Consider the following 15,252-nt stretch of genomic DNA (forward strand, 5'->3'; position numbering starts at 1 on the left):
CGTTTTTTTTGTGTTTAGAGAGATTGTTTTGAGATAGTACTTGATAGAGGTGATCAAGCATGAGTGATTATTCGAAAGACAAACCGTATACAAGCTCCCGATCTGATATTCAAAATGTTCTGCGTGATTCTCGTCTGCCTGCTTTGATCTGGGGTATTCTGATTTATTTTTCTGCATTGTACTCCCAGCTACCGATGTTGCCCACATGGTTTGAATTTATGATGTTTACAGCTCTCATTCTGGTTCACGTTCTGCTGCATTGGTATGCAGGATACGTTGTCGATCGAAGACCCTGGATTTATTTTGTGACACAAGGATGTATTGTCTGGGGGTGTGCGTTATTCATGCCTAATGCTCATTCTCTCATTTTTGTAAGTCTATTGACGGCTTTGGCCGGTCAGAGTATTGGCGTATACGCTCAACGGATGAAGGTGCTTCTGGTATGTACCTTTTACTGTACCTTGTTTTCTGTCTCCCTGGTTTGGCTCGGGACTACCGAGGATTTGCCATCTACAGTACCATCGCTCTTCTTCATCATGTTTTTCGTAATCGGCTATGCTGCTTTGTTCTATAAACAAGTTCGTGCCAAATTGCGGACCCAGTCGTTTTTACGTGAGTTGGAACGAGCGCACAGGAAAGTTGAGGAGCTAACGATTGCCAATGAACGTCAAAGGATGGCCCGTGATTTACATGATACCTTGGCACAAGGGCTGGCAGGTCTCATCATGCAGCTTGATGCCGTAGATGCGCATTTAGAAAATGATAATAACCACCGTGCCCACGAGATTGTTCAGTTGTCAAAAGCCCAAGCCAAGCGCACGCTTTCAGAAGCGAGAAGCGCAATTGACGACTTGCGTTCGTATTCTGCAGAGGTCATAAATATTTCTAAAGCGGTGAAGGAAGAGGCTGAACATTTCTCACAAATGACAGGGATTCGTATTGTCACTCGGTTATCGATGCCCCATCTGGTGGTGCCGAAGTTGATCTTCGAACATAGCTTACATATCATCCGAGAATGCTTGGCCAATACAGCTAAATATGCTAATGCTACGAATGTAGAAGTCGTGGTTGCTGCGCGGGAAAACGAAATCGAGCTAAGCATAACGGATGACGGAATAGGGTTCGATACCAACCTCATCGAGAAACAATGCGGTAGTTATGGTCTAATTGGCTTATATGAACGAACCCGAATTATGGGCGGGGAGATCGAAATTGAAAGCGGAAAGCAAGGAACCCAAGTTTCTGTTCGCATCCCATTACAACAGGAGGAAACCAACGTATGACAATCAAGATTCTTATCGTGGACGACCATTTCGTCGTTCGGGAGGGACTTAAGCTGATCCTGGAAACCAATCAAAGGTACGAGGTAGTTGCAGAAGCATCTAACGGTATGGAAGCGATTCGATGGGTAGATACTTACAAGCCGGACATTATTCTATTGGATCTAAACATGCCTGAAATGGGTGGCCTTGATACCATGACAGCGCTCAGAGCTAAAGGAATGGATATACCGATCATTATTTTGACTACATATAACGAGGATGAAATGATGATCCGCGGGCTGGCTTTAGGTGCTAAAGGGTATTTGCTAAAGGACACGGGAAGAGAGATGATATTTCGTTCGATTGATGCAGCGATGCGGGGAGAAACGTTGCTACTTCCGGAGATCAGCGAGAAAGTATTTGCTCACAAGACATCAGAAAAGGCGAAAGAATCATCCTCGACGAGGATATCTCTCACAGACAAAGAGCTAATCGTGCTTCAAGCAATTGCCCGTGGCTCTCGAAGTAAAGAAATCGGCTTTGATATGGGCATATCCGAACGGACTGTAAAGACTCATTTAACGAGTATCTACAATAAATTGGGTGTGGATTCGAGACCGCAGGCCGTCGCCGTCGCGGTGGAGCGTGGAATATTGCATTTATAATCTAACATTTCATAGATTTGCCCGATCGTACACTGGGGACTTGCCCTTTTGTACGATTTTTTATTTTTCTCCTCCGTTTATGATAGTTGCATGAATACAAATTGGAGGAAAAATGATGAAAAAAAGACTGACAACGATTCTGGCAACTGTTATCTCACTGACCATGCTATCCGCCTGCAGTAGCACTAGTAGCGGGACTTCCACACAGGAGGAAATTCCGAAACCTGAAAATAGCGTTGCTTCCGCACAGAATGAGTTTCCGAAACCGATGGGAAGTTATACGGTCGGGCGTACACAGATGGACTTCAAGTACACAGCATCAGACCATTCAGAAAGAGAACTGACGGCATTATTTTTCTATCCGTCCGACAGTAATGAGGGCAAGCCGACGGCAGAATATGCATTTCCGGAGTTTCATTCACTGAGGGATAAGCTTTTGGTTAGATTAGGGGGCACAGCGGGTGGTGAGCAGCTTTTTGATTCCAATTTCAAGACGTGGTCTTACGACGATCTGGCCTTGTCTGAAAAGGAAAAACAATATCCGGTTTTATTCTTTGTTCATGGCGCAGGCGCTTACCCACAGCAAGGCACTTTGTTCGCTCAAGACCTGGCAAGTGCTGGCTATATTGTGGTATCCATTGGCCATGCCGAAAGTGGTGTGTACAAACTTAAAGATGGACGAACGGTTGGGTTGTCAGAGAAATTTATGGACGAAGTAACGAAATACGGAATGGAAGCGGCCACCCTAACACCACCTGAAATTGTGACTGAGAAGCTTGAGGAAGAAGAAGCTATTGAAATTGCTCGCAAATTAACTTCGGCGCCTGAAGCAGTCAAGTTTGCAAAATATGCCGTTTTACAGAGCGAGGATATTCGATATGTTGCAGATAACTTGTACAAAATGAATACAGGTGACATGGAATCCATATTTAAAGGCAGATTACAGCTTGATCTCGGTATGGGTGTGTTCGGACATTCTTTTGGAGGAACGACAGCGGCAATTGTTAGCCGTGACGATGACCGATTTGTCGGCGCTGTAAACCTTGACGGTAATATGTTAGGTGCCTTGGATAGCGATTTTAAGAAACCTTTCATGCAGCTTAGCACCGTGCTAGCCTATAACACGAATGCATTTCTCCTTGAATCCAACAGTAAGGACACCTACTTTGCCATTATTGATAATGTAGTCCATGGTGACTTCTCCGATTCCTTGTTTACAACTACGGATAAAAAATCCAGAGGAACCCGAGACGCGATGGAACAGCGCAACATCATCACTTCTTATACAAAGGCGTTCTTTGATAAATATATGTTGAAAAAGGATACGGATATTGACAGCCTTACCTTTGACGGCGTAGAGATGATTAAGAAACCTCAAAAGCCTTAGTATTGATTTGCCTGGAGTTTTCAGAAGGGGTAACGAGAGAAGAGGGCGGACGGATTTAACCGCACGAGATTTAACTCCGAACTCTTGAAACCAAAATGGTAAAAAGACCATACGTTCGTGGAAACGTTAAGGTCTTTTTATCGTTTTGAACAATCGAAGAATTCTTAGCCTATTTGTTCAATACTCACAACCGTTCTAATGGGTGGCGAGGGTTCTAGTTGGTCAAAGCCAGCAGTGATTCTTACTCTTTGCCCTACTTCAAATGTTTCATATGTTTCTCTATCGACCAAATAATACGAAGCTTCCTGGTCTTGTGCTAGTTCTATAAAATCCTCAAGATTTCCATTCTCCAGGTCTTCCTTACTTATATTTTGTAGTACAAGAAATTTGTACTTGTCATTTTCATCTGTTTTAAATACTACAGTGCCATCGAAAACTGGATAATTCTCTTTCTCATCCTTGTTAGAACAGCCCGCAAGTATAATCATACTAATGAATATAAACAATATTATTTTTTTCATAATAACCTCCTTGATTCCCCTTGCTTTTAAGTATACCCTATATAAAAAAAGCAAATTATTACTAAAAGGTAATTCATACGAAAAAAGTATGAAACATGGCATGAGGACCCCTTTAAATAAATAGTTCCTAGAGTAGAAAAAACTAAAAAGAGGTCACGATGATGGATATCCTAAAATGGATTCAAAGCTGGTATTATGAAAACTGTGACGGAGATTGGGAGCATTCATACGGTGTGCGAATTGATACGGTGGATAATCCTGGTTGGTCTGTCGAAATCGATTTGACGGATACCTATTTAGAAGATGCGCCATTTGATTCGATTGAAGAAGAGAGAACTGAAGAAGATTGGTTCTACTGTATCGTGAGAGATGGAGTGTTTCACAGTGCAGGGGGAGCAAAAAATTTAGAAGAGATGCTTAATTGCTTCAAAAATTGGGCTTCAAGTTTGGATAGAAGTTAATAATGCACTTACCATCGGGAGTAATCTAAGGAGAGAACCAGATGTATCTAAAAGGATTCAATTTGGATTTACCGTATATTGTAGATGATGAAAATATTGAATCTATAATGAAAAAACAAAAATGTGAGTACAACGAAGCTACGAAATTAGATTATGCGTTGAATTGGAAATGGAAAAGACGCTCTTTTAGTTTGGAAACTCGCTGTATTACAGCGATGTATGAACGTCTGTTGGGGAAATACAAAACGAAAGATTGTTGGAAAGTCCTAATAGAGTGTGTAGAAAACATTACGGATGAACGTATTGTTAACGTTTCTGGTGTGTGTTCGGTACCGATCCAATTTAGTTTGAATGACTTTAGTGGAAAAAATGAGTTGGAGAAAAAAAAGGCTACGCTTCGCCTGCTAATGGAAGGCATAGAGAAACTTGCTCTAAGTAAAAATTGGGATATTGATCCGTTTAAGGAGATAGCTTTGCAAATAGAGGAGTTAGATTATGTAAATGAATGGACTTGGAAAAAAGACGTGAAGAGCCCTAATAAAAAGTACAATGCTAGAGTCATTTGTCATCATAATGTAGATAGCATGGATATATTCCTATCTATTTTACAACGTGATGATGGTACGCAAGTACATTTAGAGAAGGTCATATCAGAACAACCAGATGAATTTGCCTATGCTGAACATCTAGGTGAACTTACATGGATATCTGATTTTGAAGTTGCTTTAATTAATAAAAGAGGTACTGAAAAATTTTCTGCAACCCTAGAACATTAATTATTTTGCCTCTAGAAAACATTGTCGAATCCTCTATTAAGAAGACTATAACAAAATCTGCAGTAAAAGCAATCAAAAAGGGAACGTCGTCTGCCGCAAAGAAAATGGGATGGTCAGGAAAACAAGTTAGACTTACAGAGTAGCAAATGATGATAAGGTTTCAACTTCATTGCGAGGTGAAATCAAAAGTGATCTAAATATAATATGAGCAAGAAACACAAAAATGTAAGAGTCCTCAGGGGATACCAATGCAGCATAAACGTGGTTACAAGGTAAGAAGAGGTTACGAAAACAGTGTTTAAAATATTCAAAAACTATAAGATGTAATACAGATACGATATCAAATGAAAATGATAAAACATGATTAGGAGGAAATATGAATCAAAAAGAATTGGAATCTGTTATCAATCGCCCTGCAAATATTCGTTATGAATACTTCATCAAAAAAGTAGTAGATACAGAGGAAGTGTGGGGTCTTTATGAGAATGGATGGTCAGTTACTGAAGATGAGAAAGGCAACAAATCACTTCCATTTTGGCCTAAAAAAGAATTCGCGGAGTACTGTGCAACCGATGATTGGGAGATTTATTCAAGTGAACGTATTGATTTGTACGAATTCATAGACGAATTTCTGCCAAACTTAAAGACAGAGGGTTACAAACCATCAATATTCTTTAATAAAGTTGATTCTGCTGTACTAGATGTCGAGATACTAATTGAAGATTTGAAGGCAGAACTCGAAAGATATTAATCTCATTTGGACAAATTTAAGCTACGGACAATACCATTGTGTCATCTCCGATTGGACAATAAATAATTGTGATTTGTGAAATTGGCTATTCAATAAGGATTGCTGTGATGCATATAAGGTAACATATAGTCCCATTAGAAGTCGCTAATATAGCGACTTTTTATGTATGCATCTAATTTAATCAACTTACTCGAGATCATGATTCAAACGTGTTACCGACATAATGAAAAGAGTGAATATGCGTTTTGGTGAGTTCAATCACGTTTTTGATAAATGCCTCGCGTGACTCACGATATCCGCTTAATATCCAATTGTTCAACAGCCCAAAAAAACCGTAGGCGGTATAGTATTTGAAATAGTCCATGTTAACTGGCGAGTTGTTGATCGTCTCAAAGACAAATTGCTCCTGATAGATTTTGAGTATGGTTTGTGGAAAGCCTGTATGTAAACCAGGTAACGTATCATCGTATTGAATCAGTTCGAAGAAGTCACGGTGTTCGTAGATATAATCCACGATTTGAAAAGATTCGGCATCCAGCTTGTTTGTTGAAACCTTTTGACCGTGCCAATAGGGTTTACCTACTGCGCCCCTCAATCCTTCGAGTGTCATACTCAACAACTCTTCGGCGAGAATATATTTATCCTGGTAGTGTAAATAAAACGTGCTGCGATTATAACCCGCCTGATCAACGATGTCTTTGACAGAAACACCATGGAATCCTTTTTTCTTAATGAGCTGAATCAGAGCAGTTTTTAGGTGCTCCTTGGTTCGATTACGATGTTGAGATGTCACAATAAGTTCATTATTCATTCAAGAAAACTCCTATAAATATAGACATAGTTTTATAAAGTGTCTACGAGGTAGACACTTGGTCACATCTTAATGATTGGATTGTTACAATTTTAAGCATAGAATTAGTTTTGTAAACATCATATAGCACTATTTATATAGGCGCTATTCAAAATATTATACTGGGGGATTTATTCATGGGCAAACTTCAAGATAAAGTTGCAGTCATCACAGGAGGAGCATCCGGGATTGGTGCAGCGACAGCTCGCTTATTCGTTTCCGAAGGAGCTAAAGTGGTCTTGGTGGATCTGAATGAAGAAAAAGGCAAGGCGTTTGAGCAGGAACTGAAAGCGCTTAAAGCAGAGGCTCTTTTTATTAAAGCAAACATAACAAGTGAAGAAGAGGTTTCTGAGATTTTCAAACAAACCGTAGAAGCATTTGGTCAAGTCGATATCGTATTCAACAATGCGGGAATTGGACGTGTTCATCCGACGCATGAGCTTGATTATGCCGAATGGCGCAATACGGTCAATGTTGATCTGGACGGCGTATTCTTGGTCGCTCGTGAATCGATCCGCGAAATGCTGAAAATTGGCGGAGGCACAATCGTTAACACGGCGTCCATGTACGGATGGGTTGGTTCGCCTGGTTCAGCAGCCTACAATGCAGCTAAAGGCGGCGTTGTGAATCTGACTCGTTCACTCGCGCTCGAGTATGCTGAGCAGAATATTCGGGTGAACTCCCTTTGCCCAGGCTTTATCGATACACCGATTATCCCGGAAGAGAGCAAGCAAGCACTTTCTGCGGCAACACCGATGAAACGTCTGGGTCAAGCAGAAGAGATGGCCAAAGCCGTTCTGTTCCTAGCTAGTGACGATTCTTCATATATGACAGGAAACAGCTTGATCATAGACGGAGGATACACCGCTCAATAATTGCAGCAATTGTCGAAGCACACAAGAAAGAATATAGTTCCATTAAAAGTCGCTATTCTAGCGGCTTTTTTTATTGTATTGGTATAAGAGCAGTTCCCGAGCCAAGGACATCTAGCAAACAGCGAGTTTAGCTACTCATAATAGATGGCCTCATAAGGAAACTCTAACTTATTCAAACGATATTCTTTGGGAGACATGGACATATATTGACGAAAAACTTTGCCGAAGTAGCTGGGACTCTCAAAGCCGCAATGTTGGCCAATTTGAGAAATCGGAAGTTCCGTTGTGCGGAGTAGCCGGATTGCAACCTCAATGCGTCTGTCTTTGAGATAGGCTAACGGTGATGTTTTCTCGGATTTCTGAAATAACCTGCACAAATAGTGTTTATTGATATCGCAATGGCTGGCTAGAAGATCCAACGTCAATGGAGATGCATAATTCTCTCGAATGAACTTTTTACATTTCTCAATTGTTGTTATGGAAAGGGCACCGATATCCTTCTCCGCATCCCGACTCGTCTGTACCAGGATAAGCAACCACCGATAGACTTGCATGGACAAGCGATACTTGTCCGTAACTTTCTCTTGATGAATCAAATGGATAATTTGCCATAACTCTTGAATCAAGGGAGAGTCCGCGTTTCGTCGAATGACATGTCCCTCATTATCATGCATCATATCCCAAATTCGGTTAGCTTCATCCCCGCGAATGTTGATCCATATAAATTCCCATGGTTCGTTGTTCTCTTGTTTATAGTAATAGCAATGTTCTCCTGCGATTTTGACAAGTAGGGCATGCCCCTTCGGTAAAGGGAGCGTTTGATTGTCAATATCCAGATAACCCTGGCCATTAAGCGTGTATTGAAAAACGACGTGCCCCGGGTCCGGTCTATCATCACTTGGACAACAATATTCCTCGCTAGAAACGATCTGCCATCCAATAGAGTCCAGTGTCATGATTGATGTATCGTCATTACGAAAAGCATAAGAAACCGTATGAACCATCGTTTCATCTCCTTCCTAAAAAAGTCAATTATCTTATATAATACGTCACATTTTTTAGATTGTCTGTCTTTTTTTAGACCTGTAAGATAAATGTAAGCGGTAACATAAAAAGGAGGTGGCTGTAAATTGTGTTCATATGACAACAAGCTGGGCAGGATCGAACTGATGATTCTAAAAATGAATTTTTAGATAAGGAGGAGTTAATCGAATGATCCGAAGAACTGTTTCCATCCAGAAATCGATGTTTGTATCTTTTTTAGCACTCCTTATGGTTATTTCACTGGCTGTTCCTCCGGCACCGATGCGTGCAGAGTCATCATCAAACGGCCTGCCGGGTCGCCAAGCAGAATACCTGAACCGGAGTTTGGTTGCGGTTCTTGTAGACAACGGCGTTTTTTTAAGCTGGAGGTATTTAAACAACGACCCAGATGATATCGCTTTCAATATATATAAAAATGGAACCAAAGTGAACGCATCACCCATAAGCGATGTGACGAACTATGTGGACACCACTGGTTTCGACAGCTCGCAATATCAGATCTCCACCGTTATTGAAGGCAAAGAGCAGATGCAGCCGGAGGTTGTATCAGTCTGGCATAACGATTATCTCCCTATCCCGCTCGATAAACCGGCCGATGGCCGGACTAAGGATGGTGGAACTTACTCCTATTATGCAGGAGATGCTTCCGTAGCTGACTTGGATGGGGATGGCGAATATGAAATTGTTTTCCTGTGGAGTCCGAGCAATTCCAAGGACAATTCGCAGGCCGGTTATACCGGCAATGTCTATATCGATGCTATCAAACTGGACGGCACAAAGCTGTGGAGAATTGACCTGGGAGTCAACATCCGCGCCGGAGCGCATTATACGCAGTTAATGGTGTATGACCTCGATGGCAACGGAAGGGCTGAGGTTGTTGTCAAGACGGCGGACGGCACAAAGGATGGCCAAGGCACAGTCATTGGTGATGGCACGAAGGATTATCGCAACGACGGCGGATACATATTGTCAGGTCCAGAATATCTCACACTGTTTAACGGTGAGACTGGCGCGGCTGTATCCACTGTGAATTATGATCCGCCAAGAGGCAACGTCAACGATTGGGGTGACGGCTATGGCAACCGTGTAGATCGGTTCCTTGGCGCGATTGCTTATCTGGACGGTACGAAGCCAAGTGTCGTGATGAGCCGGGGTTATTATACCCGCACAGTGCTTGTTGCTTATGATTATGTTGGCGGGGAACTCGTCAAACGCTGGACGTTCGACACAAACGAAGCAGGATCACAATATCAATCACAAGGCAACCATAATCTAAGTGTGCTGGATGTCGACAAGGACGGCAAGGACGAAATTATGTTTGGCGCCTTGGCCATTGACGATGACGGCAGCTTGCTGTACAGCACCGGACTCGGACACGGTGATGCTATGCATGCCGGCCAGCTCAATCCGAACCGGGAGGGCTATCAGGTCGTAAGTGTGCATGAGCATTCGGATGCGGCATACGGACTGGAGATGCGCGATGCGGCAACAGGTGAAATCCTTTGGGGTGAGAAAACAGGTTTTGACACCGGTCGCGGGATGTCGGCGGACATTGATCCGAACTATCCGGGTTACGAATCATGGGCCACGACCGTTACCAACGGGCAAAGTGTCCCAGTAACCAATACTTATTCAGCTGCCGGAGAGGCTATCTACACTGTGGACGAAGGGCCCAAAACCGCCAATTTCGCCATCTGGTGGGATGGAGATCTTCAGCGGGAGCTATTGGACCATGAGTGGGATAATAGCACAGCCAAAGGAATTCCGCTCATCTATAAGTGGGATTACCAAAACAAAAAGCTGAATGAAATCTTCCGGGCAACCGGTACGTTAACGAACAACCATACCAAAGGCAATCCGGCACTTCAGGCGGACATTCTGGGCGACTGGCGTGAGGAGCTTCTGCTGCGGAGCGAAGATAGTTCGGAGTATCGTCTCTACACAACGACCATTCCTTCAGACTATCGCATCCCTACGCTGATGCAGGACCCTGTGTATCGACTTGGCGTAGCCTGGCAAAATGTAGCCTACAACCAGCCGCCTCATACCGGCTTTTATCTTGGAGCGGAAGCTACAGCATTCCCTAAAGCCGATCTGGCGCTGACTCGCGAAGCTGAAATGCCGGAGCCGGTCTACCGCTTTAATTTCGGTACAGAGACTGCGTCAGGAAGTACGAACATACAGGATACGCTCTACGCACAAGATCCGGGATACGGCTTCAAGGATACAAGTGGTGTTACGGTAGGGGCAAACCAGGTTTCGGTCGCGGCAGGCACGACATTTGCCGTTGATCTGCCCAATACAAACTATAAGGTGACGCTGCGATTGGGCAATGATGCAAATGACTCGAACGTTGGAGTCAAATCCGAATTCGTCCAGAAGCTCGCCGTAACCAATGTGACAGCAGGAGCACCACTGGAGTATTCCTATGATATTGCTGTGGTGGATGGACAGCTCGATCTTATATTCACGGGTACAGCCATAGACATCCAAGACGTCATCATCGAGAAATATCCAGAGAAAGCGGCTGGTGCGGCAACAACGATCTATATGGCTGGTGATTCAACCATGCAATCTTATAGTGAAGCGCAGGCTCCTCAAGAAGGATGGGGCCAGCAGTTCGGACGTTATTTCTCCAATGGGGCAGTCGTCGTGAACGATGCGATCGGTGGCCGAAGCAGTAAATCCTTTATGGTAGACGGTCGTTTGGATACAATCCTGCAACGAATTAAGCCGGGGGACTTTTTCTTCATTTCCTTTGGTCATAACGACGCTAGTGCAGGGATACCGGACCGGTATGCATCCCCTGAGGATTATAAGATCTACTTAACTCGTTATGTAAACGGTGCCAAACAGCGCGGCGCTACACCCGTATTGCTCACTCCGGTTGGACGCAGAGATTTCAACACGGTGACTCAGGAGTTCAACGTCAGCTTCCCAGCATACGTGCAGGCTGCCAAAGAAGTGGCAGAAGAGCTTGACGTGCCGCTGATTGATCTGAGCAAGTTAAGTATTGCGTACTACGACAAAATTGGTAATACAGCTACGGAAAAAGTATTCCTATACGCTAATCCGGGTGAATATCCGAAATACCCGAATGGAATCAACGATAATACCCATTTCAGCAGCTATGGTGCACAGAAAATTGCCGGACTCGTTGCTGGTGCAGTCAAAGACATGGAGCTGAGTATCTCATCACTGGTCATTGACCCAGATATTACCGAGCCAGAACCAGAGCCAGAAACCCAGCTCTATGAGGAGGATTTTGAAGGCGACGCTGCCAACTACCAGTATGCGATGGTCAATGCTACGGGTATCGCAGGAACCATGGCGGGAACGGTAGTTGAACAGTCCGGAAATAAGGTACTATCCGTCGCGGGTTCCGGATCGGGCAATCGGGCCAAGGTATTCCGTCTGTTTGATGCCGTGAACGGCGATCAGGTGAACGTGAACTTTGACTGGCAATCCGGTAATGTGAGTGCATATCCATCAGAAGGTCACCTCACAATACAGGATTCTAACGAAAATGCCCTTTTCACGCTGTTTACCAAAACCGGAAGCACCAAAATTCATTATTATGTCGGTGCATATAATCCGGACTACGGCGCGGGTGATACAGCCATACCTGAAGGGGGAACGGCTACAGATATTTCCAAGAACCAGTGGGTCAATGTGGATGCTACCGTTAATTTTGCCGAGAAAACACTTGATCTGACATTAACGAACCTAGCGAATCCGACACTTACACAAACGATTCAAGATATCCCACTGAGTTCCGCCGCATATGCGGACAACGTCAGATCCATGCGGTTCCTGGGCACGAGAAAAGGCGGTGGAGGCACGTTGAACTGGACTACCCAGATCGACAACGTGCGAATTGAAGGCACTCAGCTCTCTTCAGAGGGTGGCGATCAGACTGCATTGATCGCTCTGTATGATGAGATCAAAGCACTAGATCTGTCAGATTATACAGATGCGTCGAAGGCCGTGGTGAACCGGGCTTTGGTAGCTGCGGAAGCCATTTTCAATACGGAAGCTACCCAAGCTCAAGTTGACCATACGTTTAACATGTTAACTGTTGCGAAGGATTCTTTGACAAGTGAAGCGAGCGAAGAGATAAACGAATACAAATTTGACTTTGGTTCTGGTGGCGCAGCCGACGGATACATTAAAGTAGATGCCAAAAGAGCATACATCGAAGGCAACGGGTACGGCTTTGCTGATACTGCACTGACCAAAGATGAGAACCGGGAAACCGGAGATTTGCTTAAGGAAGATTTCACACGAGTAAATGGTACCTCTTTCCTGGTGGAAATGGAGCCGGCGAATTACCGGGTAACGATGACCATCGGAGATGCAGAGGAATCAACCAGCGCAAATGTCGTTGTAGAGCAGATGACAAAGCTGCCGCTGACAAGCATTGCCAAGGGCGAATTCAAAGAAATCACGTATGACATTGCCCTGATCGATGGGGTGTTTAACTTCAACTTTACCGGAAATGCACCGAAGATCAATGCGATGAAGCTGGAGCGCCTGCCAGATCACAGTGCAAGCGATAAACCGGTTATTTATCTGGCCAGCGATTCGACTGTGGCCAATTACGCGGAAAACTATCGTCCGCAAGCAGGCTGGGGAGAAACATTGGGTGGATATTTTGATCCAAATGAAGTCAGTATTGATAACCGGGCAGTTGGAGGTTTGAGCAGCAAAACCTTCCTGGTCGGTGGATATCTTAACGATATTTTACTCGACATTCAAGAAGGCGATTATCTGTTCATGCAGTGGTCTCATAACGATTCCACACCTTCACGTCCAGAGCGTTATCTGACACCAGAGCAATTTAAGGTATATCTGAAAGAATACATTAACGGTGCTCTGCAGAGAGGGGCAATTCCAGTTCTGGTCACGCCAGTGAATCGTCGTGATTTTACCGGAGAAGTGCTGAACAAAAGCTTCCCGGAATACGTACAGGCGATGAAAGAAACGGCGCAGGAAACGGAAACGCTTATCATCGATCTGAACCAAGCCAGTTGGGAGCATTTCCAGGAGCTTGGCACTGAAGGAACCAAATCGATATTCATGTGGGTAGGCACAACGGAAGACAATACACATTTGCAAATGAACGGTGCAATCAAGGTTTCTGAACTCGTGGCACGTCTTGTGAAGGAATTGAATACTCCGCTATCTGATTTTGTCACGCTGGAAGGGGAATCTCCGGAACAGAAGGCTCCGCATACTACGGCAACTGTGGAAGGAGAATCGCAGAACGACTGGTATACTTCTCCAGTCCAAGTAACCTTCACAGCAAGCGATGAAGATTCCGATATCGAAGGGACCTATTATCAAATCAATGGTGGCGAAACGGTGAGTGGCACACAGTTGACCCTAACTGAAGAAGGTACACATACCATCACCTACTGGAGCGTCGATGTTGACGGTAACAAAGAGAGTGAACAGTCTTTGTCCATATCCATTGATCTCGTACCTCCAACCATTGAAATTCATGGTCAAACCGAATACACCATTGATCAGCATGTGGAAATTGGCTATACAGCCTCCGATTCGGTATCCGGTGTGGAAGAACCGGAGGGTGTGCTTCTCGACACTCCTGCGTATACACTGGAACCCGGCCTGAACCAGGTTACGGCAACGGTCTCCGATTTGGCTGGCTGGGAACAGACGGTAGAATATCGTTTTGGCGTTATTGCTACATTCGACAGCCTGATCAATCTGACCAACGTCTTTGCAGATGAATCGACTGATCCTAATGCTGGTGTTCTTGCTGATCAGCTCACAAACACGTTGGAGCAGGCCAAACAGGCAGCAAACAATCGTGAAGGAGCAAAAGCGCGTCAATTGCTTGTATCCTACGGTAATGACGTTCAAGCAGCTAGAGGAACCGTATTTACGGATGAGCAGGCAAGTGTGCTGATTAAGTGGGAGGAATGGCTCCATCAGACAACGCCACTTGCAAACGGTGCCCCAGGCACTCCGGTGTTATCTGATAATAATGGTTACGACACGGGGCTCAAAGACGGCGACTACACGATCACGATGAATCTATGGTGGGGTAATAACGGCAATCAGTTCAAACTGTATGAGAACGGTGAATTGATTAAAGAAATTTCTCTGGTCGATCAATCCCCGTCCGCCCAATCTGTTCAAGTTGATATTACTGGAAAGAAAAATGGCACCTATATCTATACTGGAGAATTGATCAATGCACTGGGTTCAACCATGAGTGTTCCACTGACAGTCATCGTCACGGATGCTTCCCCGGGGCAAGCTGTTCTGTCGAACGACAACTGGGACGGTGACGGCAACTATAATGTCACAATGAATCTGTGGTGGGGAACAAACGCAACCGAATACGAACTTTACGAAAATGGTGTATCGATTGACACACAAATGCTGCAATCTCATTCTCCTGGTGCACAGTCTGCGGTTACCTCAATCTCTGGAAGGGTACCTGGAATCTACGAGTATGAAGCTGTACTTCGTAATTCTTCAGGGGAAACCAGATCACACAAATTAAATGTGACGGTACGAGAGTAGACTGAAATGTTCGAGCATTCCATTAACAAGAAGTGATACAACTGAAGTAAGGTACGCATACAAAAGTGCTATTCCTCATCATTTTGAGGAGTAGCACTTTTTATA

11 protein-coding genes are annotated in these 15,252 nt (G+C 44.2%); 8 read left to right on the plus strand and 3 right to left on the minus strand.

What is annotated here, in order from left to right:
* Positions 1-59: 59 nt before the first annotated feature.
* The 3 genes from MHI55_RS16555 (at position 60) to MHI55_RS16565 (ending at position 3,314) form a co-directional block, all read left to right on the plus strand.
* Positions 60-1,283, plus strand: a complete 1,224-nt coding sequence (locus MHI55_RS16555; protein WP_076253162.1) for a sensor histidine kinase — start codon at positions 60-62, stop codon at positions 1,281-1,283.
* A complete protein-coding gene (locus MHI55_RS16560; protein WP_076253163.1) occupies positions 1,280-1,927 on the plus strand; it encodes a response regulator transcription factor in 648 nt (215 codons plus the stop codon). The genes MHI55_RS16555 and MHI55_RS16560 overlap by 4 nt, the downstream gene beginning before the upstream one ends.
* Before the next feature lie 112 nt (positions 1,928-2,039).
* Positions 2,040-3,314, plus strand: coding sequence for a choline esterase (locus MHI55_RS16565; RefSeq protein ID WP_340386362.1), 1,275 nt, complete (start codon positions 2,040-2,042; stop codon positions 3,312-3,314).
* Between the two features lie 164 nt (positions 3,315-3,478).
* On the opposite strand, the gene MHI55_RS16570 is transcribed toward MHI55_RS16565, so the two are convergent.
* Positions 3,479-3,835, minus strand: a complete 357-nt coding sequence (locus tag MHI55_RS16570; RefSeq protein ID WP_076253164.1) for a DUF3221 domain-containing protein — start codon at positions 3,833-3,835, stop codon at positions 3,479-3,481.
* 158 nt (positions 3,836-3,993) lie between these two features.
* Here MHI55_RS16570 and MHI55_RS16575 point away from each other — a divergent pair, with 158 nt between their 5' ends.
* The 3 genes from MHI55_RS16575 to MHI55_RS16585 all read left to right on the plus strand — a co-directional run bounded on the left by MHI55_RS16575 (position 3,994) and on the right by MHI55_RS16585 (position 5,823).
* Positions 3,994-4,296, plus strand: a complete 303-nt coding sequence (locus MHI55_RS16575) for an immunity 53 family protein (protein ID WP_340386366.1) — start codon at positions 3,994-3,996, stop codon at positions 4,294-4,296.
* A gap of 41 nt (positions 4,297-4,337) precedes the next feature.
* The gene (locus tag MHI55_RS16580) at positions 4,338-5,072 is read left to right on the plus strand and encodes a hypothetical protein (protein ID WP_076253166.1); all 735 of its coding nucleotides are present in this window, start codon (positions 4,338-4,340) and stop codon (positions 5,070-5,072) included.
* 376 nt (positions 5,073-5,448) lie between these two features.
* Complete coding sequence (locus tag MHI55_RS16585; RefSeq protein WP_076253167.1) at positions 5,449-5,823, plus strand: DUF2750 domain-containing protein; 375 nt, start codon at positions 5,449-5,451, stop codon at positions 5,821-5,823.
* Between the two features lie 196 nt (positions 5,824-6,019).
* Here MHI55_RS16585 and MHI55_RS16590 read toward each other — a convergent pair whose 3' ends face one another.
* Positions 6,020-6,634: a TetR/AcrR family transcriptional regulator gene (locus MHI55_RS16590; RefSeq protein WP_076253168.1), complete on the minus strand. Its 615-nt coding sequence runs from the start codon at positions 6,632-6,634 to the stop codon at positions 6,020-6,022.
* 176 nt (positions 6,635-6,810) lie between these two features.
* On the opposite strand from MHI55_RS16590, the gene MHI55_RS16595 reads away from it, so the two are divergent.
* Positions 6,811-7,548 (plus strand): SDR family NAD(P)-dependent oxidoreductase, encoded by a 738-nt coding sequence (locus tag MHI55_RS16595; protein WP_076210575.1) that lies wholly within the window; start codon positions 6,811-6,813, stop codon positions 7,546-7,548.
* A gap of 131 nt (positions 7,549-7,679) precedes the next feature.
* On the opposite strand, the gene MHI55_RS16600 is transcribed toward MHI55_RS16595, so the two are convergent.
* A complete protein-coding gene (locus MHI55_RS16600; protein ID WP_340386369.1) occupies positions 7,680-8,552 on the minus strand; it encodes an AraC family transcriptional regulator in 873 nt (290 codons plus the stop codon).
* A 208-nt stretch (positions 8,553-8,760) separates the two neighbouring features.
* Here MHI55_RS16600 and MHI55_RS16605 point away from each other — a divergent pair, with 208 nt between their 5' ends.
* Positions 8,761-15,147, plus strand: coding sequence for a GDSL-type esterase/lipase family protein (locus MHI55_RS16605; protein WP_076253170.1), 6,387 nt, complete (start codon positions 8,761-8,763; stop codon positions 15,145-15,147).
* Positions 15,148-15,252 lie beyond the last annotated feature (105 nt).

It is taken from the genome of Paenibacillus sp. FSL E2-0151 (genome assembly GCF_037993015.1).
Taxonomy (GTDB): domain Bacteria; phylum Bacillota; class Bacilli; order Paenibacillales; family Paenibacillaceae; genus Paenibacillus; species Paenibacillus amylolyticus.

What these genes read in the sequence shown, in the direction of transcription:
- MHI55_RS16555 (WP_076253162.1), top strand. Translation starts at nt 60, where the DNA reads ATGAGTGATTATTCGAAAGACAAACCGTATACAAGCTCCCGATCTGAT.
- MHI55_RS16580 (WP_076253166.1), top strand. Translation starts at nt 4,338, where the DNA reads ATGTATCTAAAAGGATTCAATTTGGATTTACCGTATATTGTAGATGAT.
- MHI55_RS16590 (WP_076253168.1), bottom strand. Translation starts at nt 6,634, where the DNA reads ATGAATAATGAACTTATTGTGACATCTCAACATCGTAATCGAACCAAG.
- MHI55_RS16575 (WP_340386366.1), top strand. Translation starts at nt 3,994, where the DNA reads ATGATGGATATCCTAAAATGGATTCAAAGCTGGTATTATGAAAACTGT.
- MHI55_RS16570 (WP_076253164.1), bottom strand. Translation starts at nt 3,835, where the DNA reads ATGAAAAAAATAATATTGTTTATATTCATTAGTATGATTATACTTGCG.
- MHI55_RS16585 (WP_076253167.1), top strand. Translation starts at nt 5,449, where the DNA reads ATGAATCAAAAAGAATTGGAATCTGTTATCAATCGCCCTGCAAATATT.
- MHI55_RS16600 (WP_340386369.1), bottom strand. Translation starts at nt 8,552, where the DNA reads ATGGTTCATACGGTTTCTTATGCTTTTCGTAATGACGATACATCAATC.
- MHI55_RS16605 (WP_076253170.1), top strand. Translation starts at nt 8,761, where the DNA reads ATGATCCGAAGAACTGTTTCCATCCAGAAATCGATGTTTGTATCTTTT.
- MHI55_RS16595 (WP_076210575.1), top strand. Translation starts at nt 6,811, where the DNA reads ATGGGCAAACTTCAAGATAAAGTTGCAGTCATCACAGGAGGAGCATCC.
- MHI55_RS16560 (WP_076253163.1), top strand. Translation starts at nt 1,280, where the DNA reads ATGACAATCAAGATTCTTATCGTGGACGACCATTTCGTCGTTCGGGAG.
- MHI55_RS16565 (WP_340386362.1), top strand. Translation starts at nt 2,040, where the DNA reads ATGATGAAAAAAAGACTGACAACGATTCTGGCAACTGTTATCTCACTG.